Annotated in this window: 22 protein-coding genes, 12 tRNA genes and 3 rRNA genes; 4 read left to right on the top strand and 33 right to left on the bottom strand. The window is 46.3% G+C overall.

The features are described 5' to 3' along the window. Nucleotides 1–216: 216 nt before the first annotated feature. On the top strand, nt 217–933 hold the full coding sequence (locus J9317_RS01650) for a CPBP family intramembrane glutamic endopeptidase (protein ID WP_211555963.1): 717 nt from the start codon (nt 217–219) through the stop codon (nt 931–933). Further along, nucleotides 930–1,133, top strand: coding sequence for a YdiK family protein (locus tag J9317_RS01645; RefSeq protein WP_211555957.1), 204 nt, complete (start codon nt 930–932; stop codon nt 1,131–1,133). Before J9317_RS01650 ends, J9317_RS01645 begins: the two co-directional genes overlap by 4 nt. Before the next feature lie 23 nt (nt 1,134–1,156). Here J9317_RS01645 and tatC read toward each other — a convergent pair whose 3' ends face one another. After that, complete coding sequence (gene tatC / locus J9317_RS01640) at nt 1,157–1,915, bottom strand: twin-arginine translocase subunit TatC (RefSeq protein WP_211555956.1); 759 nt, start codon at nt 1,913–1,915, stop codon at nt 1,157–1,159. A 16-nt stretch (nt 1,916–1,931) separates the two neighbouring features. Further along, nucleotides 1,932–2,579 (bottom strand): redox-sensing transcriptional repressor Rex, encoded by a 648-nt coding sequence (locus J9317_RS01635; protein WP_211555953.1) that lies wholly within the window; start codon nt 2,577–2,579, stop codon nt 1,932–1,934. 283 nt (nt 2,580–2,862) lie between these two features. Between J9317_RS01635 and J9317_RS01630 the strand changes: the two genes are divergently transcribed. Further along, complete coding sequence (locus J9317_RS01630) at nt 2,863–4,788, top strand: ABC transporter ATP-binding protein (RefSeq protein WP_211555951.1); 1,926 nt, start codon at nt 2,863–2,865, stop codon at nt 4,786–4,788. Nucleotides 4,789–5,292: 504 nt separating this feature from the next. On the opposite strand, the gene tsaD is transcribed toward J9317_RS01630, so the two are convergent. From tsaD to J9317_RS01530, 20 genes are all read right to left on the bottom strand, one after another. Beyond that, the gene (gene tsaD, locus J9317_RS01625; RefSeq protein ID WP_211555950.1) at nt 5,293–6,333 is read right to left on the bottom strand and encodes a tRNA (adenosine(37)-N6)-threonylcarbamoyltransferase complex transferase subunit TsaD; all 1,041 of its coding nucleotides are present in this window, start codon (nt 6,331–6,333) and stop codon (nt 5,293–5,295) included. Next, nucleotides 6,323–6,784 (bottom strand): ribosomal protein S18-alanine N-acetyltransferase, encoded by a 462-nt coding sequence (gene rimI / locus J9317_RS01620; RefSeq protein WP_347880489.1) that lies wholly within the window; start codon nt 6,782–6,784, stop codon nt 6,323–6,325. Before rimI ends, tsaD begins: the two co-directional genes overlap by 11 nt. A 13-nt stretch (nt 6,785–6,797) precedes the next feature. After that, nucleotides 6,798–7,490, bottom strand: a complete 693-nt coding sequence (tsaB, locus tag J9317_RS01615; protein ID WP_211555948.1) for a tRNA (adenosine(37)-N6)-threonylcarbamoyltransferase complex dimerization subunit type 1 TsaB — start codon at nt 7,488–7,490, stop codon at nt 6,798–6,800. Further along, nucleotides 7,468–7,947 (bottom strand): tRNA (adenosine(37)-N6)-threonylcarbamoyltransferase complex ATPase subunit type 1 TsaE, encoded by a 480-nt coding sequence (tsaE, locus tag J9317_RS01610; protein ID WP_211555946.1) that lies wholly within the window; start codon nt 7,945–7,947, stop codon nt 7,468–7,470. Before tsaE ends, tsaB begins: the two co-directional genes overlap by 23 nt. 152 nt (nt 7,948–8,099) lie before the next feature. Further along, nucleotides 8,100–8,176: transfer RNA gene (locus J9317_RS01605), tRNA-Asp, on the bottom strand. A gap of 4 nt (nt 8,177–8,180) precedes the next feature. Beyond that, nucleotides 8,181–8,257: transfer RNA gene (locus tag J9317_RS01600), tRNA-Met, on the bottom strand. 339 nt (nt 8,258–8,596) lie between these two features. Beyond that, nucleotides 8,597–8,712: ribosomal RNA gene (gene rrf / locus J9317_RS01595) — 5S ribosomal RNA — on the bottom strand. A gap of 72 nt (nt 8,713–8,784) precedes the next feature. Further along, nucleotides 8,785–11,710 (bottom strand): 23S ribosomal RNA (locus J9317_RS01590). Nucleotides 11,711–11,954: 244 nt separating this feature from the next. Further along, nucleotides 11,955–13,493: ribosomal RNA gene (locus J9317_RS01585) — 16S ribosomal RNA — on the bottom strand. The 16S, 23S and 5S rRNA genes sit together here with 12 tRNA genes alongside, the layout of an rRNA operon. An 84-nt stretch (nt 13,494–13,577) precedes the next feature. Next, nucleotides 13,578–13,651, bottom strand: a tRNA-Gly gene (locus tag J9317_RS01580). A 19-nt stretch (nt 13,652–13,670) separates the two neighbouring features. After that, nucleotides 13,671–13,747: transfer RNA gene (locus J9317_RS01575), tRNA-Pro, on the bottom strand. Nucleotides 13,748–13,763: 16 nt separating this feature from the next. Beyond that, nucleotides 13,764–13,840: transfer RNA gene (locus J9317_RS01570), tRNA-Arg, on the bottom strand. Between the two features lie 65 nt (nt 13,841–13,905). Continuing rightward, a tRNA-Leu gene (locus J9317_RS01565) sits at nt 13,906–13,991 on the bottom strand. 18 nt (nt 13,992–14,009) lie between these two features. Beyond that, nucleotides 14,010–14,091: transfer RNA gene (locus J9317_RS01560), tRNA-Leu, on the bottom strand. A gap of 15 nt (nt 14,092–14,106) precedes the next feature. Then, nucleotides 14,107–14,182 (bottom strand) — tRNA-Lys (locus tag J9317_RS01555). 3 nt (nt 14,183–14,185) lie between these two features. Further along, nucleotides 14,186–14,260, bottom strand: a tRNA-Gln gene (locus tag J9317_RS01550). Between the two features lie 66 nt (nt 14,261–14,326). Continuing rightward, nucleotides 14,327–14,398 (bottom strand) — tRNA-Glu (locus J9317_RS01545). A 15-nt stretch (nt 14,399–14,413) separates the two neighbouring features. Beyond that, nucleotides 14,414–14,504 (bottom strand) — tRNA-Ser (locus J9317_RS01540). Nucleotides 14,505–14,529: 25 nt separating this feature from the next. Further along, a tRNA-Asn gene (locus tag J9317_RS01535) sits at nt 14,530–14,604 on the bottom strand. Nucleotides 14,605–14,742: 138 nt separating this feature from the next. Continuing rightward, nucleotides 14,743–15,192, bottom strand: a complete 450-nt coding sequence (locus tag J9317_RS01530) for a SprT family protein (protein ID WP_211555945.1) — start codon at nt 15,190–15,192, stop codon at nt 14,743–14,745. A gap of 112 nt (nt 15,193–15,304) precedes the next feature. Between J9317_RS01530 and cmpA the strand changes: the two genes are divergently transcribed. Continuing rightward, the gene (cmpA, locus tag J9317_RS01525) at nt 15,305–15,415 is read left to right on the top strand and encodes a cortex morphogenetic protein CmpA (RefSeq protein ID WP_123913341.1); all 111 of its coding nucleotides are present in this window, start codon (nt 15,305–15,307) and stop codon (nt 15,413–15,415) included. Between the two features lie 34 nt (nt 15,416–15,449). On the opposite strand, the gene J9317_RS01520 is transcribed toward cmpA, so the two are convergent. The 11 genes from J9317_RS01520 to J9317_RS01470 all read right to left on the bottom strand — a co-directional run bounded on the left by J9317_RS01520 (nt 15,450) and on the right by J9317_RS01470 (nt 23,550). After that, nucleotides 15,450–17,618, bottom strand: a complete 2,169-nt coding sequence (locus tag J9317_RS01520) for a Tex family protein (RefSeq protein WP_211555943.1) — start codon at nt 17,616–17,618, stop codon at nt 15,450–15,452. Between the two features lie 225 nt (nt 17,619–17,843). Beyond that, the gene (locus tag J9317_RS01515; RefSeq protein ID WP_211555941.1) at nt 17,844–18,443 is read right to left on the bottom strand and encodes a PP2C family serine/threonine-protein phosphatase; all 600 of its coding nucleotides are present in this window, start codon (nt 18,441–18,443) and stop codon (nt 17,844–17,846) included. Beyond that, nucleotides 18,440–19,231 carry an RNA polymerase sigma factor SigB gene (gene sigB, locus J9317_RS01510; protein ID WP_211555938.1) on the bottom strand — a complete coding sequence of 264 codons (792 nt, stop codon included), beginning with the start codon at nt 19,229–19,231 and terminating at the stop codon, nt 18,440–18,442. Before sigB ends, J9317_RS01515 begins: the two co-directional genes overlap by 4 nt. Next, nucleotides 19,197–19,679, bottom strand: a complete 483-nt coding sequence (gene rsbW / locus J9317_RS01505) for an anti-sigma B factor RsbW (RefSeq protein ID WP_211555936.1) — start codon at nt 19,677–19,679, stop codon at nt 19,197–19,199. Before rsbW ends, sigB begins: the two co-directional genes overlap by 35 nt. Continuing rightward, nucleotides 19,676–20,008 (bottom strand): anti-sigma factor antagonist, encoded by a 333-nt coding sequence (locus J9317_RS01500; RefSeq protein WP_035404398.1) that lies wholly within the window; start codon nt 20,006–20,008, stop codon nt 19,676–19,678. Before J9317_RS01500 ends, rsbW begins: the two co-directional genes overlap by 4 nt. A gap of 61 nt (nt 20,009–20,069) precedes the next feature. Further along, a complete protein-coding gene (locus tag J9317_RS01495) occupies nt 20,070–21,077 on the bottom strand; it encodes a PP2C family protein-serine/threonine phosphatase (protein ID WP_211555934.1) in 1,008 nt (335 codons plus the stop codon). A 12-nt stretch (nt 21,078–21,089) separates the two neighbouring features. Next, nucleotides 21,090–21,491 (bottom strand): anti-sigma regulatory factor, encoded by a 402-nt coding sequence (locus J9317_RS01490; RefSeq protein ID WP_035404394.1) that lies wholly within the window; start codon nt 21,489–21,491, stop codon nt 21,090–21,092. A gap of 3 nt (nt 21,492–21,494) precedes the next feature. Then, nucleotides 21,495–21,860: an STAS domain-containing protein gene (locus tag J9317_RS01485; RefSeq protein ID WP_211555932.1), complete on the bottom strand. Its 366-nt coding sequence runs from the start codon at nt 21,858–21,860 to the stop codon at nt 21,495–21,497. Beyond that, complete coding sequence (locus J9317_RS01480; protein WP_211555930.1) at nt 21,857–22,693, bottom strand: STAS domain-containing protein; 837 nt, start codon at nt 22,691–22,693, stop codon at nt 21,857–21,859. Before J9317_RS01480 ends, J9317_RS01485 begins: the two co-directional genes overlap by 4 nt. Before the next feature lie 220 nt (nt 22,694–22,913). Next, the gene (ndoA, locus tag J9317_RS01475; RefSeq protein WP_035404386.1) at nt 22,914–23,264 is read right to left on the bottom strand and encodes a type II toxin-antitoxin system endoribonuclease NdoA; all 351 of its coding nucleotides are present in this window, start codon (nt 23,262–23,264) and stop codon (nt 22,914–22,916) included. 4 nt (nt 23,265–23,268) lie between these two features. Beyond that, nucleotides 23,269–23,550, bottom strand: coding sequence for a CopG family ribbon-helix-helix protein (locus tag J9317_RS01470; RefSeq protein ID WP_035404384.1), 282 nt, complete (start codon nt 23,548–23,550; stop codon nt 23,269–23,271). Nucleotides 23,551–23,567: the final 17 nt, after the last annotated feature.

The raw sequence follows: 23,567 nt of genomic DNA, 5'->3' as shown, positions 1-23,567 counted from the left end.
ACAAGTCTATATTATATAAACTTTTTACGAATTTCAAGTGAAAACCATTTAATTTTTGTTCGACGAAATTCAACATTTGAAAACGCACCCACATAGGCTCCTTATAAGAGAAAAGGAGGAGGATGTGGTACAATTATTTGTGGTCACTGAAAATGTATCATTTCCCGCACACAGGAATAGGCTAAAAGCATGTGCGGTTCTAAAAGGAGCTTATTTGTGAAGAGACATTATTGGTATATTCTGCTTACATATGTCATTATGCTGTTTTCCGGATTAGTCGGTTATCGGCTTCTTCTTCTATTGGGAGTGGACCGGGGTCAGGTGGTCGGACTCTGGAATATCATCAGCTTTTCCGTCGGGCTTACCGTTGTTTTGCTTCTATTGAGGAAAGACCGCGGCGATTTTGATTTAAGGGGAACCCCCGCTTCGCCATCTTCAGCAGCAGGATGGGCAATCGGTGGTATTTTTCTTGCGTTTTTAGCACAAATTATAGCTGCTAATATTGAGATTCAGCTATTCGGCATTAAACCCGGATCGGAGAATACGCAGCGGATTATGGACATCGTCAAGGTGACCCCGCTCATGATTTTTGTTGTGTCGATTGCAGGACCGATTCTTGAGGAAATTGTTTTCCGCAAAATCATTTTCGGAACGATTTATAAACGGACCAATTTCGTTCTGGCCGCACTCATCAGCTCGGTGATCTTTGCGGTCGTCCATCAGGACCCTGCCCATATACTTCTCTACTCGGCTATGGGATTTACGTTCGCTTTTCTTTATGTTAAAACGAAGCGCATCATCGTTCCGATTATCGCTCATTTGTCGATGAATACATTAGTGGTTGTCATCCAGTATGTGTACAGGGACGACATTGAACGATTGATGAAAGACGCTGAACAATTGCAAAGCATTATTGGAGGAAACTTTTTATGAGAGCACGTCCTGGCGCACTTGCCATCTTTTACTTAGCAATGGGAGCACTATTCACATACTTGGCCATTAACAGCGCCGCAGAAGGACTTTGGACCTTTCCGACCATTATTATGATGCTGATCGCAACCTTTGATTTTGCCGTTGCGCTGCGGATGCTGCGATTCGGCCGGAAGCTTAAAAGGAATACAGAGAAAAAATAACCTGTCCGCCGGACAGGTTATTTTTATGGGGAAAGCTGCTCCTTCGCTTCTTCCTCCATCTGAATCTTTAGTGATTTCCGGTAAGCCCGCTGCGATACGACAATGCTGATTTCATAAAGGATGATCAGCGGCAGGAGCACTATCACCTGGGATATGAGCTCCGGCGGGGTAATGAGTCCGGCAACGACCAGCAACAAGAAATACGCATACTTTCGGACCTTCCTCAAAAACATAGGCGTGACAATTCCGAGCCTCGTTAGGAACATAATAACAACCGGGAGCTGAAAAAGCAGCCCGAAAGGCAGAGTCAGCTCAAATAAGAATTGAAAATACTCATTAATCCCGATCACTTGGCTGATTCCTAAATCAGCAGAAAAATTGGTCATAAATCTCACGACAAACGGAAAAAGAACAAAATACGAGAACGAAATGCCTCCTAAAAACAACAGAACGCTTAACGGAATATAGCTTAATGTAGCAATCCGTTCTTTTTCATACAGTCCAGGGCTGATAAATGACCAGAGCTGGAACAGGATAAGTGGAGAAATTAAGATAAGCGCGATAATGACCGCAAACTTCATATAAAGAAAGAGCGGATCCGACATTCTGAATGCATTCAGCGTCAGATTCTTTGCTTCCTCTGTTTGCTGCAAAAACAGAATAATGGGCTTCGCTAGGAAGAAGCCTGCAATGAGTGCAAGAATAAAAAAGATGGCAACGACTAAAATTCGTTTCCGAAGTTCTTCAATATGCTCATAAACCGACATTTCCCGTTCATTCATGGAACCATCCATCCTTTTACACAGATGTCTCGCTCGGATAATGCTTAAGGAAATACACAAGCGACTGCAGTTCTACAGCCAAATCAATATGGTGAATGCGAATATGATTCGGTACATTCAGTCTCGCCGGGGTAAAGTTCAATATGCCTTTGACGCCGATCGCAATCAGACGGTCGGTAATGGATTGTGCAGCAGGGGCGGGAACCGTCAGAATCGCAACTGGTGCCCCATCCGGCAGGTGCTCCTCCAGCTTGTCCAGAGAAAGGATGGGAACCTCCCCTACCTTCGTACCGATTTTTTCCTCCGCCACATCGAAAGCCGCGAAAATTTCCGTATTGTTGTTTTTGGAAAAATTATAGTGTAAAAATGCTGTTCCGAGATTCCCGACGCCGATCAGAATGACTTTTGTTAATTCGTCCTGATCCAGTGTTTTCCGAAAAAAGGACAGCAGATAATTCACATTGTAGCCGTATCCTTTTTTGCCAAGAGCGCCGAAATAAGAAAAATCTCTGCGGATCGTTGCAGAATCGACTTTGACCGCGTCGCTTAATTCTGCCGAGGAAACTCTCTGCTTTCCTGAAGAATGAAGGTTTTTCAAAAAGCGATAGTATAAAGGCAGTCTCTTAGCGGTCGCTTGCGGTATTTTGGATTGATCAATATTCATTCTCGTTCCCTCACATTCCTTGATGCAAATCTAGTGGCTTTATTCACCACTTTTTCTATAGGATCTTCCAATATTATATTAAGTTAGCGCTTCCAATTTCATCTCCCACATCGGTAAATAAGTGGAGAAATATGGACATTCAATGCGTCTTACCCAAACTATACACTATTTTATCTGGATTGTCTGTTTACGGATTGCAACAATTTCTAGCGAAACAGACAGCATGGTTGCCGGCAAACCGCAGTTAAGCTACACTGAAACTAGTATACATGAGGTGAAAAGAATGATTCTACTACAAGTTCAGCAGCTCACAAAATCTTTTGGAGCTGAGCCTATATTATCGAATATTAAGCTGGAGATTCAAACACGGGACCGGATTGCCCTCGTCGGCCGAAATGGTGCCGGAAAATCCACGCTGCTTAAAATTATTTCAGGACAATTATCGTATGATTCCGGAGAGATTATCAAGCCAAAGGATCTTACAATTGGCTATTTGGCGCAAAACACGGGGCTAGAATCGTCCCGTTCCATTTGGGATGAAATGCTGACGGTGTTCAGTGAATTCCAGCAGATGGAGAAAAAAATGCGCGGCATGGAATCGGACATGGCCGAGATCGATCCTGGCAGTCCGCAATTTGAACAACTCATGAAGGAATATGATCATTTGCAGACGTCCTTTAAAGAACGCGGCGGCTATCAGTATGAAGCAGACATCCGCTCCATTCTGCATGGTCTCGGATTCGGAGAATTTGATTCCTCTACTTCAATTTCAAAGCTTAGCGGAGGCCAGAAAACCAGGCTTGCGTTAGGAAAGCTTCTATTAACAAGTCCGGCACTTCTGATTCTGGATGAGCCGACAAACCACTTGGATATTGCGACCCTTTCCTGGCTTGAGCAGTACCTTCAAGGCTATAAAGGCGCCGTGCTTATCGTTTCGCATGACAGGTATTTCCTCGACAAAGTGGTGAACCAGGTTTATGAGATCTCCAGGCTTCAATCCGCTAAATTTATCGGAAATTACAGCAAGTACCTGGAGCAAAAAGCAGAAAACTACGAGCGTGATATGAAGGCTTTTGAGAAACAGCAGGATGAAGCCGCCAAGCTCAGGGATTTTGTTCAGCGGAATCTTGCCAGAGCTTCCACGACAAAACGGGCCCAAAGCAGACGAAAGCAGCTTGAAAAAATGGACATGATGGACCGTCCGCTTGGGGATGAAAAATCCGCCGTTTTCCGGTTTGATATTGAAAAGCAGAGCGGAAACGATGTCCTGAAGGTGGACAGCCTCTCTGTTTCCTATGATGGAAAAATCCCGACTATATCCAACATTTCTTTTTCTGCAGACCGCGGAGACAGCCTCGCACTCGTAGGACCGAATGGGATCGGCAAGTCGACGCTTCTTAAGACGATTGTTGGAAAGCTTCAGGCAATTGAAGGAGATATTCGCTACGGATCCAGTCTGAAGATCGGCTATTATGATCAAGAACAGGCAGAGCTCACCTCGAACAAGCGGGTCTTAAATGAGCTTTGGGATGAATACCCGCTGAAGCCTGAAAAGGAGATCCGGACTGTACTCGGTAATTTTCTTTTCTCAGGGGATGATGTTCTTAAACCCGTCTCTGCCTTAAGCGGAGGAGAAAAAGCGAGACTTGCGCTTGCCAAGCTGATGCTCGAAAAAGCGAACCTGCTGATCCTCGATGAGCCGACGAACCATTTGGATTTGGACAGCAAGGAAGTATTGGAGAATGCCCTAGTGGATTATCCAGGGACGATTCTATTCGTATCGCATGACCGGTACTTCATCAACCGGATTGCAACGAAAGTGTGCGAGCTTTCAAAGAATAGTCTGGAGCTTTTCCTCGGGGATTACGATTACTTTCTTGAAAAGAAACAGGAGCAAGAGGAGCTGGCTGCGATTAAACAGCAGGAGGAAGCTGGCTCCGTAAAAGTTCAGGACTCAAAAGAAACGAAGCTGAGCTATCAGCAGGAGAAAGAACTAAAAAAAATGGAGCGGCAAAGACAGCGGCGGATTGAAGAAATTGAATCTGAAATCTTTAACCTGGAAGAGAAAATCGAGGAAAACGAGCACCTTCTCGCTGATCCGGCAAACTTTCACGATCATGAAAAGCTGCAGGACATCAGCCGTGAAAATGAGGAGCACCGCATAACTGTCTCAACACTGATGGATGAATGGGAAGAGCTTCAAGCATAGGTTTCTATAAGCCTTGCCAAGTTCATTAGCAGGAAAACCCGGAAATGCTGCTGGCGTTTCCGGGTTTTTGTTTTCCCATTAAGGATTATGGATGTTTTTTAACATTGTTCTTTATCCATAATTGGTAAGGCTGATTGGAGCGAAAGGGGTGAGACTTTAGCTGGACCAGCGGGACAGGTGAGATCCCGCAGGCGCAAAGCGACTAGGAGGTTCACCGCCCGCCCCGCGGAAATCGGCAAAAACCAATCCAATCTCAGAAGACGAAAGTAGCATTAGTAACTGCTTTCTGGCTGCTCTTTTTTATCCACAGGCTTCGTCTGTGGATTAGCGCGGTTTCAGCTTTTTTATCCACAATATCCACAAACACCTCTTAATTTATCCACTGTTTCCACACCTCTTCAGCCTATGATACATAAGGACTTTGTCGCTATTAAAACTCATGTGGATAAGTATGTGGATAACTTTTTGAATAAAAAAAAAGATCCTGCCTGGTTATTAACAGGTTCAGGATCTTGGTTCAGTATGTGAATTGTCGAGTTCAAGGCCGGGATTTGCATTCATGCTCATGCTCCCCCTTATGCCTTTTTGGAAAAGCATATGACCTGCAGCGCCAATCATGGCTGCATTGTCTGTACATAAGTAAAGCGGAGGAATGATCAGCTCCGTTTCAGGCATCTCCTGAAAACGGGCTGTCAGCGCTGTTCGCAGTCCCTTATTAGCTGCAACACCGCCTGCAAGGAGAACTTGCTTGACCTTGTATTCATTTGCCGCACGATAGGTTTTTTCCACCAGTACTTCTACGACACTTTGCTGAAAGCTTGCTGCCAGGTCCTTCGCTTCAATAACCTCGCCTTTTTGCTTCGCATTGTGCAGCGTGTTGATAACCGCCGATTTAAGTCCGCTGAAGCTGAAATGGTACGAGCCCTCTTCAAGCCATGCACGCGGGAGATTAAGAACCGGCTCACCTTCATGCGCCAGACGGTCAATATGCGGTCCTCCGGGATAAGGCATGTTCAAGGTTCTTGCTACTTTATCGTATGCTTCACCTGCAGCATCATCTAAAGTTTCGCCAATTACCTCAAAGGAGCCATGCTCTTTCATGTACACAAGCTCTGTATGCCCGCCCGATACAACAAGTGACAGAAGCGGAAACTGCAGCTCGGTAATGAGCTGATTCGCATAGATGTGGCCTGCAATATGGTGAACGCCAATCAGAGGAATTCCGTGTGCAAAGGCAAGCGCTTTGGCTGCGTTTACTCCAATCAGAAGGGCACCAACAAGGCCAGGTCCTTCCGTAACCGCTATAGCGCTCAAATCCTTGTAGGTTAGCTCTGCCTGCTGCATCGCTTCCTCAAGCACCAATGTAATCTGCTCCACATGATGTCTTGATGCAATTTCGGGAACGACGCCTCCAAATCGCTTATGGGATTCAATTTGCGAAGCTACTACATTGGATACAATTTCGTTTCCGTTTTTTATTACAGCGGCAGCTGTTTCATCACAGCTTGTTTCAATCGCTAAAATATATTTATTTTTAAACTCCATTTAACATCACCCACATCACTAAAGCATCCTCTAAATTATCGGTATAATACTGTTTTCTGATTCCTCCGGGCTGAAACCCCAGTTTTCTGTAAAGCGACTGGGCGGGGTAATTGGACACGCGGACTTCCAGAGAAAGCTGTTTCGCTCCGCGTTTCTTCGCTTCCTTCATCGCTTTTCTGAGAAGAATCTCACCGTAGCCGTTTCCTCTATATTCGGGAAGGATCGCAATATTGGTAATCTGAGCTTCATCTACGATGAGCCAGATTCCGCAGTATCCGATGACTCTCTGCTCGTTTTCAGCAACTAAATAAGTGGCAAAAAGATTATGGGCCACTTCATTATAAAAGGACTCTTTATTCCAGGGCGATTTGAAGGATTTCGTCTCTATTTCATAAACAGAGTCGATATCTTCCACTCTCATGCCCCTGATCTTTAATTCACTTTTCCCCACGTTCTCCACCAACTTATTTTTGCTCTTCAAGCCATTTAGACTCTGCTTCTGCCAGCCTCGTATAATTCGGCACTGCTGTGTGCACAGAAGACTGGTCCTTTTGAAGGCCGATCCTTGCAAGCTCTGAAGGCCTAGGGCTGTTTTGAACCGAATCGGCCCTTACAGCCAGACTGCCCAGACTACTCTCTATCTCATCCCAGTGTATATCAACATCGTGTCCAATAAATAAGACACTGGTATTTTTCTCTTTTAAATCTTTCAGCCAGTCTGCAAGAAGAACGTTCTGATCCTCAGCATGACGAAGAATGGTTCCATCCTTCTCGGAATAAAGTCCGGTATAGACTCTCCCTCTCCGCGCATCAAAAAGCGGACAGATCAATCCTTGAAAATACCGGCCGTTTGCAGCGAGGCTTTCAAGACTTGAAACTGTATAAAGAGGAATGGAAAGTGACCAGGCCATTGTTTTAGCAATCGTCATTCCGATTCTGACTCCTGTGTAGGAACCGGGACCGGACGCAGCAATGATGGCACCAAGTTCAGCTGGAACCGTTCCGCAATCCTTCAGCAGCTGTTCAATGGCAGGCATCGCCCGGACTGAATGATTCTTTTTTACATGAGTGATCAGCTCGCCTGTCACCACTCCATCTGAAAGTAAGGCAATTCCAAGTGTGTCGTTGGATGTATCAATCGCTAATGCTTTTTTCATTTTCAAAAAGCTCCCTGCATATATCAATATATTTTTGCCCATGAGGGGTAAAGCGGATGCTTCTCTCCTCATCTCCCGTGCGGAACAGACCAATCTCAAGCCGCTCAGCAGGAAGCTGATCCTGTATCAAATGAGCCCATTCAATCACTGTGACTCCGCTGCCTTCGAAATATTCCTCGAATCCCAGCGCTTCACTTTCTTCGTCCAGTCTGTAGACATCCATATGGTATAAAGAAAGGCGGCCCCCATGATATTCTTTCATGATGGTAAAAGTAGGGCTGTTGACAATCTTCTTAATGCCCAATCCCTTTGCCAATCCTTTAGTAAACGTAGTTTTCCCAGCGCCTAGATCTCCCTCAAGCGTTAAAACATCCCCGCCTTGCAAAAACAGGGCAAGTTTTTCTGATAGAAGCTGAGTGAAAAGCGCAGAAGAAGAAACCGTTTCAAAAGCTTTCATGATGATCACCTGTCATTCTATATAGTGAAGCCTTTCGTTCTTGTATCATTATAAACAGTTTAGCGTACTCCATTCGTTTATCCAAGTCCACTGCACCAAAAAATAAGCATAAAAAAAACGAAACATCACGTTTCGTTGTCTTATACATGTAATGGCGGTCCGGACGGGACTCGAACCCGCGACCTCCTGCGTGACAGGCAGGCATTCTAACCAACTGAACTACCGGACCATTTTGGTTGCGGGGACAGGATTTGAACCTGCGACCTTCGGGTTATGAGCCCGACGAGCTACCAGACTGCTCCACCCCGCGATAATAGAAAGTATTAAGTTTAGCTATGCTCATGGACAGCGGACTGTCCTCGCCTCAGGAAGCAAAACCAAGCAGCAGCTCGGCGAGTACAACTCGAAGCTTTTTCACGGAAGTATTGCTCGTTGCTCCACCCCGCGATAATAGAAAGTATTAAGTTTAGCTATGCTCATGGACAGCGGACTGTCCTCGCCTCAGGAAGCAAAACCAAGCAGCAGCTCGGCGAGTACAACTCGAAGCTTTTTCACGGAAGTATTGCTCGTTGCTCCACCCCGCGCTAATAAAAGTATTTCATTAAAGTTATCTCAAGGACAGACATGCTGTCCTTGAAATAACTCTCATACCTGGCAACGTCCTACTCTCACAGGGGGAAACCCCCAACTACCATCGGCGCTAAAGAGCTTAACTTCCGTGTTCGGTATGGGAACGGGTGTGACCTCTCTGCCATAATTACCAGATATATGTTGAAAGATTGCTCTTTCAAAACTAGATAACGATTGCTGCACGAGTGAAGCAGCCTTACTTGAATAAAGGTTAAGTCCTCGACCGATTAGTATTCGTCAGCTGCACGTGTCACCACGCTTCCACCTCGAACCTATCAACCTGGTCATCTTCCAGGGGTCTTACTCTTGCGATGGGAAATCTCATCTTGAGGGGGCTTCATGCTTAGATGCTTTCAGCACTTATCCCGTCCGCACATAGCTACCCAGCGATGCCTTTGGCAAGACAACTGGTACACCAGCGGTGCGTCCATCCCGGTCCTCTCGTACTAAGGACAGCTCCTCTCAAATTTCCTGCGCCCGCGACGGATAGGGACCGAACTGTCTCACGACGTTCTGAACCCAGCTCGCGTACCGCTTTAATGGGCGAACAGCCCAACCCTTGGGACCGACTACAGCCCCAGGATGCGATGAGCCGACATCGAGGTGCCAAACCTCCCCGTCGATGTGGACTCTTGGGGGAGATAAGCCTGTTATCCCCGGGGTAGCTTTTATCCGTTGAGCGATGGCCCTTCCATGCGGAACCACCGGATCACTAAGCCCGACTTTCGTCCCTGCTCGACTTGTAGGTCTCGCAGTCAAGCTCCCTTGTGCCTTTACACTCTGCGAATGATTTCCAACCATTCTGAGGGAACCTTTGGGCGCCTCCGTTACATTTTAGGAGGCGACCGCCCCAGTCAAACTGCCCGCCTGACACTGTCTCCCGGCCCGATCAGGGCCGCGGGTTAGAAGTTCAACACAGCCAGGGTAGTATCCCACCAATGCCTCCACCGAAGCTGGCGCTCCGGTTTCCAAGGCTCCTACCTATCCTGTACAAGCTGTGCCAAAATTCAATATCAGGCTGCAGTAAAGCTCCACGGGGTCTTTCCGTCCTGTCGCGGGTAACCTGCATCTTCACAGGTACTATAATTTCACCGAGTCTCTCGTTGAGACAGTGCCCAGATCGTTACGCCTTTCGTGCGGGTCGGAACTTACCCGACAAGGAATTTCGCTACCTTAGGACCGTTATAGTTACGGCCGCCGTTTACTGGGGCTTCAATTCAAAGCTTCGCTTGCGCTAACCTCTCCTCTTAACCTTCCAGCACCGGGCAGGCGTCAGCCCCTATACTTCGCCTTGCGGCTTCGCAGAGACCTGTGTTTTTGCTAAACAGTCGCCTGGGCCTATTCACTGCGGCTCTTCAAGGCTATTCACCCTAAAGAGCACCCCTTCTCCCGAAGTTACGGGGTCATTTTGCCGAGTTCCTTAACGAGAGTTCTCTCGATCACCTTAGGATTCTCTCCTCGCCTACCTGTGTCGGTTTGCGGTACGGGCACCATTTTCCTCGCTAGAAGCTTTTCTAGGCAGTGTGGAATCAGGAACTTCGGTACTTAATTTCCCTCGCCATCACAGCTCAGCCTTAACCAAGGGACGGATTTGCCTATCCCTTGAGCCTACCTGCTTGGACGCGCATATCCAACAGCGCGCTTACCCTATCCTCCTGCGTCCCTCCATTGCTCAAACGGAAAAGAGGTGGTACAGGAATCTCAACCTGTTGTCCATCGCCTACGCCTTTCGGCCTCGGCTTAGGTCCCGACTAACCCTGAGCGGACGAGCCTTCCTCAGGAAACCTTAGGCATTCGGTGGAGGGGATTCTCACCCCTCTTTCGCTACTCATACCGGCATTCTCACTTCTAAGCGCTCCACCAGTCCTTCCGGTCTGGCTTCTCAGCCCTTAGAACGCTCTCCTACCACTGTTCGTAAGAACAGTCCACAGCTTCGGTGATCCGTTTAGCCCCGGTACATTTTCGGCGCAGGGTCACTCGACCAGTGAGCTATTACGCACTCTTTAAATGGTGGCTGCTTCTAAGCCAACATCCTGGTTGTCTAAGCAACCCCACATCCTTTTCCACTTAACGGATACTTGGGGACCTTAGCTGGTGGTCTGGGCTGTTTCCCTTTCGACTACGGATCTTATCACTCGCAGTCTGACTCCCATAGATAAGTCTTTGGCATTCGGAGTTTGACTGAATTCGGTAACCCGATGAGGGCCCCTAGTCCAATCAGTGCTCTACCTCCAAGACTCTTACTATGAGGCTAGCCCTAAAGCTATTTCGGAGAGAACCAGCTATCTCCAGGTTCGATTGGAATTTCTCCGCTACCCACACCTCATCCCCGCACTTTTCAACGTGCGTGGGTTCGGGCCTCCATTCAGTGTTACCTGAACTTCACCCTGGACATGGGTAGATCACCTGGTTTCGGGTCTACGACCACGTACTCAATCGCCCTATTCAGACTCGCTTTCGCTGCGGCTCCGTCTTTTCAACTTAACCTTGCACGTAATCGTAACTCGCCGGTTCATTCTACAAAAGGCACGCCATCACCCGTTAACGGGCTCTGACTACTTGTAGGCACACGGTTTCAGGATCTGTTTCACTCCCCTTCCGGGGTGCTTTTCACCTTTCCCTCACGGTACTGGTTCACTATCGGTCACTAGGGAGTATTTAGCCTTGGGAGATGGTCCTCCCTGCTTCCGACGGGATTTCTCGTGTCCCGCCGTACTCAGGATCCACTCAGGAGGGAACGAAGTTTCGACTACAGGGCTGTTACCTTCTTTGGCGGGCCTTTCCAGACCGCTTCTTCTACCCCGTTCCTTTGTAACTCCGTGTTGAGTGTCCTACAACCCCAGAAGGCAAGCCTTCTGGTTTGGGCTAATCCCGTTTCGCTCGCCGCTACTCAGGGAATCGCTATTGCTTTCTCTTCCTCCGGGTACTTAGATGTTTCAGTTCCCCGGGTCTGCCTTCCAGATCCTATGTATTCAGATCAGGATGCTGCTCCATTACGAGCAGCGGGTTTCCCCATTCGGAAATCTCCGGATCAACGCTTACTTACAGCTCCCCGAAGCATATCGGTGTTCGTACCGTCCTTCATCGGCTCCTAGTGCCAAGGCATCCACCGTGCGCCCTTTCTAACTTAACCTGATAACGGAAGTTATCTTCGTTAGAGCTGAAAACAGATGTTTTCAGACTTGATGTTCTCTTCATACGCAAGCGCAGAAGAAAATCGTAAGGTTACTTGCTTACTCGTGTGAATGTTTGACATTCATATCGTTATCTAGTTTTCAAAGAACAAGTTTATAGAGAGAATGATCTCTCAAAACTAAACAAAATCGAAGTGCGTCCGTTAATTGTGCACCACATGGGTGCTGATAATTCTTCCTTAGAAAGGAGGTGATCCAGCCGCACCTTCCGATACGGCTACCTTGTTACGACTTCACCCCAATCATCTGCCCCACCTTAGGCGGCTGGCTCCCTTACGGGTTACCCCACCGACTTCGGGTGTTGTAAACTCTCGTGGTGTGACGGGCGGTGTGTACAAGGCCCGGGAACGTATTCACCGCGGCATGCTGATCCGCGATTACTAGCGATTCCGGCTTCATGCAGGCGAGTTGCAGCCTGCAATCCGAACTGAGAATGGTTTTATGGGATTCGCTTAACCTCGCGGTTTTGCAGCCCTTTGTACCATCCATTGTAGCACGTGTGTAGCCCAGGTCATAAGGGGCATGATGATTTGACGTCATCCCCACCTTCCTCCGGTTTGTCACCGGCAGTCACCTTAGAGTGCCCAACTGAATGCTGGCAACTAAGATCAAGGGTTGCGCTCGTTGCGGGACTTAACCCAACATCTCACGACACGAGCTGACGACAACCATGCACCACCTGTCACTCTGTCCCCCGAAGGGGAACCTTCTATCTCTAGAAGTGGCAGAGGATGTCAAGACCTGGTAAGGTTCTTCGCGTTGCTTCGAATTAAACCACATGCTCCACCGCTTGTGCGGGCCCCCGTCAATTCCTTTGAGTTTCAGTCTTGCGACCGTACTCCCCAGGCGGAGTGCTTAATGCGTTAGCTGCAGCACTAAAGGGCGGAAACCCTCTAACACTTAGCACTCATCGTTTACGGCGTGGACTACCAGGGTATCTAATCCTGTTCGCTCCCCACGCTTTCGCGCCTCAGCGTCAGTTACAGACCAGAGAGTCGCCTTCGCCACTGGTGTTCCTCCACATCTCTACGCATTTCACCGCTACACGTGGAATTCCACTCTCCTCTTCTGTACTCAAGTCCTCCAGTTTCCAATGACCCTCCCCGGTTGAGCCGGGGGCTTTCACATCAGACTTAAAAGACCGCCTGCGCGCGCTTTACGCCCAATAATTCCGGACAACGCTTGCCACCTACGTATTACCGCGGCTGCTGGCACGTAGTTAGCCGTGGCTTTCTGGTTAGGTACCGTCAAGGCGCGGGCAGTGACTCCCGCACTTGTTCTTCCCTAACAACAGAGCTTTACGATCCGAAAACCTTCATCACTCACGCGGCGTTGCTCCGTCAGACTTTCGTCCATTGCGGAAGATTCCCTACTGCTGCCTCCCGTAGGAGTCTGGGCCGTGTCTCAGTCCCAGTGTGGCCGATCACCCTCTCAGGTCGGCTACGCATCGTCGCCTTGGTGAGCCATTACCTCACCAACTAGCTAATGCGCCGCGGGCCCATCTGTAAGTGACAGCATAACCGTCTTTTATCTTCGAACCATGCGGTTCGAAAAGTTATCCGGTATTAGCTCCGGTTTCCCGGAGTTATCCCAGTCTTACAGGCAGGTTGCCCACGTGTTACTCACCCGTCCGCCGCTGACCTCCGAAGAGGTCCGCTCGACTTGCATGTATTAGGCACGCCGCCAGCGTTCGTCCTGAGCCAGGATCAAACTCTCCAAAAAATAGTTTGACTAGCTCTTGTTTGTTGCTCTAGAATTAACGTTGGCACTTCGATTTGTTTAGTTTTCAAAGATCATTTGCAAAAATGGAGCGGGTGATGGGAATCGAACCCACGACATCAGCTTGGAAGGCTGAGGTTTTACCATTAAACTACACCCGCATTATTATATGTATACTTCTGGTCGGGAAGACAGGATTCGAACCTGCGACCCCTTGGTCCCAAACCAAGTGCTCTACCAAGCTGAGCTACTTCCCGCAACCGCAAGTTTATATGGCGCGCCCGAGAGGACTCGAACCTCTAACCTTTTGATTCGTAGTCAAATGCTCTATCCAATTGAGCTACGGGCGCATCGGCGACTTATATATAATATCAAATCGTTATTTTTTTGTCAACACTTTTTTAAAAATGTTTTTTGGTGCGGCCGAGAAGAGTCGAACTTCCACGGGGTTGCCCCCACTAGGCCCTCAACCTAGCGCGTCTGCCATTCCGCCACGACCGCATGTTAAGTGAAATAAAGTGCGGGTGAAGGGAGTCGAACCCCCACGCCGTAAGGCGCTAGATCCTAAGTCTAGTGCGTCTGCCAATTCCGCCACACCCGCATATTAAAATGTAAATGGTGAGCCATGAAGGACTCGAACCTTCGACCCTCTGATTAAAAGTCAGATGCTCTACCGACTGAGCTAATGGCTCGGATGGCTGGGCTAGCTGGATTCGAACCAACGCATGACGGAGTCAAAGTCCGTTGCCTTACCGCTTGGCTATAGCCCACTATTCTTAATTCGTCCACAGGAATTTATCCTCTGTACGCATCAAAACTTGTCCGAAAACAATAAATGACCCGTACGGGATTCGAACCCGTGTTACCGCCGTGAAAGGGCGGTGTCTTAACCGCTTGACCAACGGGCCATATTAAAAATAAGATGGCGGAGAAGGAGGGATTTGAACCCTCGCGCCGCTTACGCGACCTACACCCTTAGCAGGGGCGCCTCTTCAGCCACTTGAGTACTTCCCCATCTGTGTACTGCCTAATAAAAATATGGCTCCGCAGGCAGGACTCGAACCTGCGACCGATCGGTTAACAGCCGATAGCTCTACCACTGAGCTACTGCGGAATAACAAATAGCAGACTTTCTTTATTATAGGTAAATTATGACTCAAAGTCAATACTATTATTCAACAATTAAATTATTGAGCCCGTCTCTCAACGACGGCTTTTATAATTTACCATACATACCAACGGTCGTCAACACCTAAATCATCTGTTTAATCCGCCCTCCACACTTTCCGCATACATACTTCTTCGTATCCATTCGCCGTTTGCGTTCAAAGCGCTGAAGACATTCCTTGCATTTATATAAATGAAGCGGCTTTTGGGATTTCAGAGATGGTATAGGCGTACAAAAACGGGGTGCTCCAACCTGTTTCATCAATATCCTGAAGTCCGGATCCCGATGACGGTATCCTTTTCCCTCTAGATGAAGATGGTAGTGGCAGAGCTCGTGCTTAATAATGCCCTCAATCTCCTCTTTGCCATGCTCATCAAGCTGCTTAGGATTGATTTCAATATTGTGGGACGAGAGCATGTATCTTCCGCCAGTTGATCTGAGTCTGTTATTGAATACCGCATTATGGGTAAATGGTTTATTAAAATACTTGGAAGATATTTCTTCGACAAGCATTTGCAGCTGCTGCTGATCCATAGGAATGCAACACCTTTCTCTATTCAGCCTTGTTCAAAGAACAGGACATTTATTCTTTGCATACATTAGCTAATACCCATACTCCATTATAACGATTAAGGAGGTATGAGCAATGCCATCATGGTTAAAAAATCAGATGATGCGTGCTTTTCATGAAAAAAATTGCTATCAGATAAAGCTGCTGAATCAGTGCTGGTATTTTTACAGAAAAAAACACTGCTAATCGGGAGCAGTGTTTTCTCGGTTCTTGAATTTTTTTATTGATCAGACAGCATGGTTAATGAAACTCTTCCTTTATGAACGTCAACTGAGTCTACCCAAACGGTCACAACGTCGCCTACGCTCACAACATCCAGCGGATGCTTTACATACTGCCGGCTCAGTTTTGATATGTGAACAAGACCGTCCTGTTTTACTCCAATATCCACGAAAGCGCCGAAATCAACTACATTCCTTACCGTTCCCTGAAGTTCCAATCCTTTGCTCAGATCCTCAAGCTTTAATACATTTTTCTTCAGCAGAGGCTTCGCAACTTCATCACGGGGATCGCGTCCGGGCTGAACCAATGCATCACATATATCTTTTAGTGTCAGCTCCCCTACGCCAAATTCAGCTGAAGCTTCTTTTATATCCAGGTTCTTTATTTTTTCCTTGAGGCTTTCGCTGCCCAGTTCGTCATACGTAGTATCCAAGTGCATTAACAGCGCCGTTACTACTTTATAGCTTTCAGGGTGAATGGACGTCCGGTCTAGCGGCTGATCTCCATCAATTACCCGAAGGAAGCCTACTGCCTGTTCATATGTCTTTGCACCTAAACGGGGAATCCCTTTGAGCTGGGTTCTGCTTGTAATTTTTCCTAGCTCTTCCCGCTTTTTCACAATGTTTTGAGCAACCGTCTTTGAAAGACCGGATACGTATTGAAGCAGGGCTGGCGAAGCGGTGTTTACGTTCACTCCAACTCTGTTCACCACTGTTTCCACAACAAATGTCAGGGATTCGTTCAGGTTTTTCTGGCTTACATCATGCTGATATTGACCGACGCCAACCGATTTCGGATCAATTTTGACAAGTTCAGCGAGTGGATCCTGAAGTCTTCTCGCAATGGAAACCGCACTTCTTTCCTCTACTTTCAGGTCAGGGAACTCCTCTCTTGCTAAATCAGAGGCCGAGTATACACTCGCTCCGGCTTCATTCACAATAAGATACGCTAAATCTTTTCCGGATTGCTGGATGGCATCGGCTGCGAGCTGTTCACTCTCTCTCGATGCCGTTCCATTCCCGACAGCAATTACTTCAATTTGATAGTCATCAATCAGTTTAAGAATGGTTTGCAGCGCTTCTTCCCGCTTATTAACCGGTGCGTGCGGATAAATTACCCCGATGTGAAGCACCTTTCCGGTTTCACTGACAACCGCAAGCTTGCATCCTGTCCGGTATGCCGGATCCAGACCAAGAACCACCCTTCCTTTCAAAGGAGGCTGAAGCAGCAGGTTTCTTAGGTTTTCCGAAAAGATATGAATAGCCTGTGCATCGGCTTTTTCCGTCAGTTCTTTTCTGATTTCCCGTTCAACAGAAGGCTCAATCAAGCGTTTATAAGCATCCTCAATCGCTTCTTCCATTAGCTGTTTCCCTGTGGTGTGCTTAGAACCAAGCTCCTGTCTGATCAGATAGGCCAGCATTTGGTCAGCAGGGGTTTTCACTGATATGCGTAGGATATCCTCTTTCTCTCCGCGGTTCATAGCCAGTACCCGATGGGGTGCCGCTTTTTGGACAGGCTCCTCATAATCGTAATACATCTCAAAGACATTCTTTTCATCCTTCTCTTTGTCTTTGGCTGCAGTGACAATCATGCCTTTTTTGAACGATTGCTCCCGAATCCACTTTCTATAGGCTGGTTCGTCCGCTATTTTCTCTGCTATGATATCCTTCGCTCCCTGCAAAGCATCTTCCGCTGTTTCGACACCTTTATCAGCATCTATGAAGTCTTTAGCCTTTTGTTCCGGTTTTTCAGAGGCTGGCAGCTGCATAATCCACTCCGCGAGCGGCTCAAGCCCTTTTTCCTTCGCAGCTGTAGCCTTTGTACGTCTTTTTTGTTTGTAAGGTCTGTATAAATCCTCCACCTGCTGAAGTTTTACAGCAGCTGCAATGTCTTTTTTCAGTTCATCCGTTAATTTGCCTTGCTCTTCAATTAAGCGGATTACTTCCGCTTTTCTGCCTTCAAGGTTAAGCATGTATTGCCACGATTCAGAAATGTCTCTGATCTGCACCTCATCCAGCGCACCTGTCATCTCTTTACGGTAACGAGCGATAAAGGGTACCGTGTTTCCTTCTTCAAGAAGGGCAATGACACTTTTCACTTGCTTATAAGGAATTTTCAAGTTTTCAGTCAGTAATTTTAATAAACGTTCCTGATTTTCCAGTTCCATCGTACACAGCCTCCGATTAGCGAGATGTATCTATCATAACAAAAAATAAGGCTGGTTTCGCAACCTTTGTAAAGATTGGGAATGGCTGATTTCCACTCCAGGTAGTTCGGTTTCAGCATGGCGGGCCGTGAGCCTTCATTTTTTTGAGAAAGGCTATTTTCGATAGACATTGTTGTTTTAACAAACAGACAGCAAAATAAATAGCCGGCCAATTTTTTAAGTGTTTTAAAAAATTTGACCGACTATATAGGTTAAATCATCGTCACGATTGAGCGTGTATGATTCTAATGCTTCTGATAAATGTTCTACAGTATCATTATCTCTAAGCAATGATTTAACAGCCGAGATTTTCAGCCCATCCGAATGGACAATAAATTTAGCACCCGGCTGATAGGAATAAGAGTTGATTTTAAATTTTTGAGGTTTGCCGGACATGTACCCGAGGACAGGCAGAGGATAGACGAAGTCTCCCGCTGGATTATACAGTACAAAACGTATATTTCCAATCGATCCATAGGCTAGCTGCTGATCTGCAAACGTCATTTTAAAAATAGCAACTGTTGCACCGCGCTTTTCCTTCAATGCCTGATTACAGCGGATTAATAGCTGCTCGACATCTTCTTCATGGTGCATTTCCACCAAATCACTGATTGCCTGAGATGATTCATGTGCCAATCCTCCGCTGCCCAGCCCGTCCGCAAGAGAACAAATAAAATATTCATCTGTTGTTTTCATAAAGAAGCTGTCTCCGCAGAGAACTTTTCCTTTTTTTTGAAGCTGAAAGGCCAAAGCGCGAATTCGTTCATTTGTTTCCCGCTCAATCATTGATAATACTCCAAAGATTTATCTGCTGCCAAAGCTTCCTTCAGCTTATGGATGGCTCTGCGCTGAAGCCTTGAAACATGCATTTGAGAAATACCCAGTTCCTCTCCTGCTTCTTTCTGGCTTTTGTTTTCAATAAACGTCAGCTGAATAATTTGCTTTTCCCGTTCAGAAAGGACATGGAGCACACTCTCAAGCATCATACGCTGATTCACACGTTCGAATCCATCGTCCTGAGAGCCAACGATATCAAGAATGGTCACCGTGCTGCCGTCAGGATCTGCTTCTATCGAATGGTCCACAGATAAAGCCTGATAGCTTTTTCCCATCTCCATCGTTTCCAGCACTTCTTCCTCTGTCACTTCCAGGTATTCAGCAATTTCATACACTTTCGGCGAACGCTGAAGAGTATTGGTCAGCTCATCTACAGCCGCCTTAATCTTCGGTCCGAGCTCTTTGATTCTTCGCGGTACATGGACGCTCCATGTCTTGTCGCGAAGGAATCTTTTAATTTCTCCGATTATTGTTGGGATTGCAAAAGCTTCAAACGACTTCCCTACTTCAGAATCGTATCTCCTGATCGCGCCTAAAAGGCCGATCATCCCCACCTGAAGCAAGTCTTCATGAAAGCTTTTCCCCCGGGAGTATTTTTTTGCAAGGGTTTCAACTAGACCTCTATAATGATGGACCAAATCCGTTTGAGCCTGATCATCCTGTGTTTCCTGGTAAGCGGTTATCAGATCATTTACTTGTTCCTTAGTTAGCTTCGTAGTTTGTGACGGTTGTGTCATGGTTCACCCGCTCCCCGATTAAAAACTTGGTTAAAAATACGGTGACTCCAGTGCTGATTTGCACACGGACCTCATCCATGAGCGTTTCCATCAAATAAAGGCCTAACCCTCCTTCCGGCAGGGAATCCACACTGGCATTTGAAGAATAAGGTCCTAATTCCTTCTTCTTCTCTTCAAAATTAAAGCTCTGTCCAGTATCAGAAACCATTACTTCAAGCCGGTCTTCATATAACCCAAAACCAATGGTCACTTCGCCTTTATCAACATTCTTATATGCATGCTGCACAGCGTTTGTGCAAGCTTCACTTGTAGCGATTTTAAGATCTTCAATCTCATCGTAAGAATAACCCATGCGGCTGGCAATCCCTGAGAGAGTAAGGCGGACAATGCCTACATATTCAGGTCTTGCAGGAATCTTCATTTCAATGTAATCCACTACTGAATTCATTGTACCCCACCTTCTGCTTTTGATGAAATATCGATGATGTCATTAAGTCCAGTGATTGTAAACAACCTTTCGAGACGGTCGGAAAGTTCAACAAGACGGAGCTCGCCTTCATTTTTCCTTACCGTTTTTAAAAGTCCGACAAATACGCCGAGTCCTGTACTATCCATATATGATACATCACGCAGACTGATCACAAGTTGCGGTTTGGTTTGTTCTGCAAGCGGCAGCAGCTCTTCTCTAAGCTTTGGCGCTGTATAAGCATCAATTTCTCCTGAAACCGTTACTTTCGTCATTTGTTCCATATTCTCAATCGTTGTTTTTAAATTCATTAAAATTCACCTCAGACAGTACGATTTATGCTACTAGTTTCCTACCCGTTTCCAAATACTATTAAACATTTCTGCGGATAATAATAAAGGTAAAATCATCCCTTAGCTGAAAATCCTGCATAGATAAAAACTCCTGATAAATCGTATCCGCAATCTTCTGAGCCGGAAGGTGCTCGTATTTTCTGATTAAATCAGAAATCTCGGATCTCTCCACAAAGCCATCTTCAGATCTGCTTTCGGAAACGCCGTCAGATAAGAGGACAATCATGTCTCCGCATTCCACTTTTTTATCGTATTGCTTGTATTTCACGTTCTGATCCACACCAAGTACAAGTCCTCTGGCATCAAGGTCATGGAAAACATCTTCCTGCTTAGAATAATAAAAACCGGGCTCATGCCCAGCTGATGCAAATGAAAACAAATGGCTATGCAAATCGTACATTCCGTAGAACATCGTAATAAACATACTCGGATCCACGTTCTGTTCAACTACACGGTTGAGGTTTTCCAGCACAAAGCCAGGATCCTTTCTGGATTCCGGAAGGCTGTCCATCGTGTATTTAATCATCGACATACATAAAGCAGCCGGAATTCCTTTTCCAATGACATCGGCCAGTGCAATGCTTATGTGATTCTCATCCTGAACAAAATGGTGATAATCTCCATTCATCTGTTTGGATGGCATACTCACTGCCCCGATATCCAGTTCCTTGCAGTTCGGAATTTTCGTTTCCAGCAGTGTCTGCTGAACATTCGCGGCAATTTCAATCTCCGACTTAATCTCGAGCTGCTTATCTCTCAGGATTTGATGCTCCTGATAAGCAAGACCATACCCCATCATCACTTCAAGGAGAAAATCAAGAGAATTCAGCACATCATCCTGGATATCCGGATACAGTTCCTGAAGAACTTTCCGGTGAATACTGACAATTTCCTCAGGAGGAATTTGCTGCTGAAGTGTTTGTCTGCTGAATTTTTGTCCCTGATATAATGCTGTTTCTGTTAGTTCGCTTATATAATTGTGTAGCAGCTCTCTATATTTAGTTTCTACAACTTCCTTGAATTCCATAAGGCCAGCCTCCTAGCGAAGCCATTTGACCGCTCGAATGTCGGTCCCTTCCCCAGAAGCAGACTGAATGTTGAATTCATCCATCAGCCGTTTAACACCTGGCAATCCGGCACCGAGTCCTCCTGAAGTTGAAAAGCCGTCTTCCATGACTTTACGGATATCAGGGATTCCGGGACCACTATCAATGGCTATTATTTTCAGTCCTCTTTTTCCGTACTCTTCAATCTGTTCAATGCAAAGCTGACCCTGGCCAGCATATAAATAAATATTTCTAGCCAATTCAGATATGGCGGTGGTAATTCTCGCCTGGTCCACAGTTCCGAAACCAAGCTCTTTCGCTACGTTGCGCCCAAGCTGGCGCGCTGCAACGATATCCCATTCCGTCACTATTTTTACACAGGATTGGTTGTCCATTGGCTATTCCCCCAATTCCTGCTGAAGTGTCTCAAGTCCTTTTTCTAAATCCAATGCGGTCCTCACATCTTCAAGCTGTATGCCGAGCTCGATCAGAGTGATCGCTACTGCAGGCTGAATACCTGTAAGTACGACGGTTGCACCCATTAGCTTGGACATGCTGATCACATCTCCAAGTACTTTGGCAATAAATGAATCGATCACATCAACAGAAGTCAAATCAATAACGACACCGTTGGCACCCGTTTCATGAATTTTATGAAGAAGGTCTTCCTGAAATTGCAGAGCAGTCTGATCGTCCAATTCCCATTGAATTGAAATGAGAAGGCAATCTTTCAATTTTAATATGGGTATTCTTGGCGTTCTCATACTAATTCCTCCGTTGAAACGATATTTCTATTTGTCATTTCCAGAGCGGCTTCAATCCCTTTTTGAAGTGAGTTCTTCGTTGTAATCTGGTTCAGGTTAATTCCGAGATTCACAATCGTCTGGGCAATTTCAGGGCGAATGCCGACAAGAAGGCATTTTGCTCCAACCAGGCGCACTGCCTCGGAGGCCTGAATAATGTGATGAGCGACCATTGTATCTACTACCGGAACTCCGGTTATATCAATCAAAACGACCTGAGAACGATGCTTAACGACACCGTCCAGCAAGTTTTCCATGATGCGTTTCGCTCTTTCGGTATCAATCGTTCCCACCAGAGGCATCACGGTTATATGTTCAAATACAGGAATAAGCGGGGCGGACAATTCCTGAAGCGCAATTTTCTGAAGCGAAACAGTTCTTTCCCATGAAGCGGCATATTCGAGCAAAAGTTCTTCTGTGATTGGGGAGAAATTCTGGTCAAATTCCCAAACCAATTTCATTTTATCCTCTTCGGAAGTACCCTCAGTCATTTTAGTAAAGATAATCAGCCCCAGTTGCTTAACACCTTTTGTAATAAAGGTCAGCGACCAGCCGGCTTGTACAAGACGGGAAGAAAAGGTGGTTACGAGCTGATCATGGTTCTCAGCGGTTCCCTCCATATGCTGAAGCAGAAGAATGATGAAATCCTGCGCTGTATTCATATAAGCAGAATCTGACATGAGTTCTGAATATTTGCGGTCATCCAATTCCTTAAGAGCTTCAAACCAGCTTTCTGCAATCTCCGTCTGATTTTCGCGTATAAATGATAAAATCCGGTTGTCTTCCTGATTCATGTAAATCCCCCCTTATTCCCTAAAATCGATAATATATACACTCATCACATTATACCTATTTATGTAAACAAAAAAAAGGAATGTGCCGTCAAAACTTCGTTTCCAAGTTGTGGGTTATGCTCTCATTCCCGGTATAACAGTCAGCGTTTAATTATGTTTATTATAAAATAAAAAGGGAGCCGCCGGATATAGCAACTCCCTTTTTATTTTGGGTATTCGATTAAAAATCAATAAGTCCGAGGCTTATCTGTAGGGCTTCGTCCACTTTATCCATCATTTCATCATCAAGATGAGTAATCTTATCGGTCAGTCGCTGTTTGTCGATTGTCCGGATTTGCTCCAGCAAAATGACGGAGTCCCGTTCAAAACCATAGCGTTTTGCGTCAATCTCGACATGAGTCGGCAATTTCGCCTTTTGGATTTGGGCAGTAATAGCTGCAACAATGACAGTGGGGCTAAACCGGTTGCCGATATCGTTTTGAATGATTAAAACTGGACGAACGCCTCCCTGTTCAGAACCCACCACAGGAGATAAGTCAGCAAAATAAACGTCGCCGCGTTTAACAATCAAAGGATCAACCTCCGCTTACTAAGCGGTCTACGGTATGATCAGCCTCTGATTCTGCCATGAAAGCTTCGGAAGCAATATTGAGGTTAATCTTGGCCATTTCCATGTATCCGCGTCTCATGGATTCACGAATCTGGCGCTTTTTGCGTTCACGAAGATACATTTTTGTCGCCTGATAAATAAGCTCGCTTCGATTTCCGTTCTCTTGTTTGACAAGACTGTCCAATTCTGACACTAATGTCTGCGGTAAGCGGATCATAATTTCAGTCGTTGCGCTGGATTCAGACACAAACATACACCTCCACC

Source organism: Metabacillus flavus, assembly GCF_018283675.1.
Classification (GTDB): domain Bacteria; phylum Bacillota; class Bacilli; order Bacillales; family Bacillaceae; genus Metabacillus_B; species Metabacillus_B flavus.
Note: the sequence above shows the minus strand (reverse complement) of the source record. Positions and strands in the feature narration are given on the sequence as shown.

Coding starts and splice junctions, on each gene's coding strand:
- J9317_RS01645 (WP_211555957.1), top strand. CDS start 930: ATGAGAGCACGTCCTGGCGCACTTGCCATCTTTTACTTAGCAATGGGA.
- sigB (WP_211555938.1), bottom strand. CDS start 19,231: ATGACACAACCGTCACAAACTACGAAGCTAACTAAGGAACAAGTAAAT.
- tsaE (WP_211555946.1), bottom strand. CDS start 7,947: ATGAAAGCTTTTGAAACGGTTTCTTCTTCTGCGCTTTTCACTCAGCTT.
- J9317_RS01635 (WP_211555953.1), bottom strand. CDS start 2,579: ATGAATATTGATCAATCCAAAATACCGCAAGCGACCGCTAAGAGACTG.
- J9317_RS01515 (WP_211555941.1), bottom strand. CDS start 18,443: ATGATTGAGCGGGAAACAAATGAACGAATTCGCGCTTTGGCCTTTCAG.
- rsbW (WP_211555936.1), bottom strand. CDS start 19,679: ATGAATTCAGTAGTGGATTACATTGAAATGAAGATTCCTGCAAGACCT.
- J9317_RS01530 (WP_211555945.1), bottom strand. CDS start 15,192: ATGGATCAGCAGCAGCTGCAAATGCTTGTCGAAGAAATATCTTCCAAG.
- J9317_RS01500 (WP_035404398.1), bottom strand. CDS start 20,008: ATGAATTTAAAAACAACGATTGAGAATATGGAACAAATGACGAAAGTA.
- J9317_RS01485 (WP_211555932.1), bottom strand. CDS start 21,860: ATGAGAACGCCAAGAATACCCATATTAAAATTGAAAGATTGCCTTCTC.
- J9317_RS01495 (WP_211555934.1), bottom strand. CDS start 21,077: ATGGAATTCAAGGAAGTTGTAGAAACTAAATATAGAGAGCTGCTACAC.
- J9317_RS01490 (WP_035404394.1), bottom strand. CDS start 21,491: ATGGACAACCAATCCTGTGTAAAAATAGTGACGGAATGGGATATCGTT.
- tatC (WP_211555956.1), bottom strand. CDS start 1,915: ATGAATGAACGGGAAATGTCGGTTTATGAGCATATTGAAGAACTTCGG.
- cmpA (WP_123913341.1), top strand. CDS start 15,305: ATGCCATCATGGTTAAAAAATCAGATGATGCGTGCTTTTCATGAAAAA.
- tsaB (WP_211555948.1), bottom strand. CDS start 7,490: ATGAAAAAAGCATTAGCGATTGATACATCCAACGACACACTTGGAATT.
- J9317_RS01630 (WP_211555951.1), top strand. CDS start 2,863: ATGATTCTACTACAAGTTCAGCAGCTCACAAAATCTTTTGGAGCTGAG.
- tsaD (WP_211555950.1), bottom strand. CDS start 6,333: ATGGAGTTTAAAAATAAATATATTTTAGCGATTGAAACAAGCTGTGAT.
- J9317_RS01480 (WP_211555930.1), bottom strand. CDS start 22,693: ATGAATCAGGAAGACAACCGGATTTTATCATTTATACGCGAAAATCAG.
- J9317_RS01520 (WP_211555943.1), bottom strand. CDS start 17,618: ATGGAACTGGAAAATCAGGAACGTTTATTAAAATTACTGACTGAAAAC.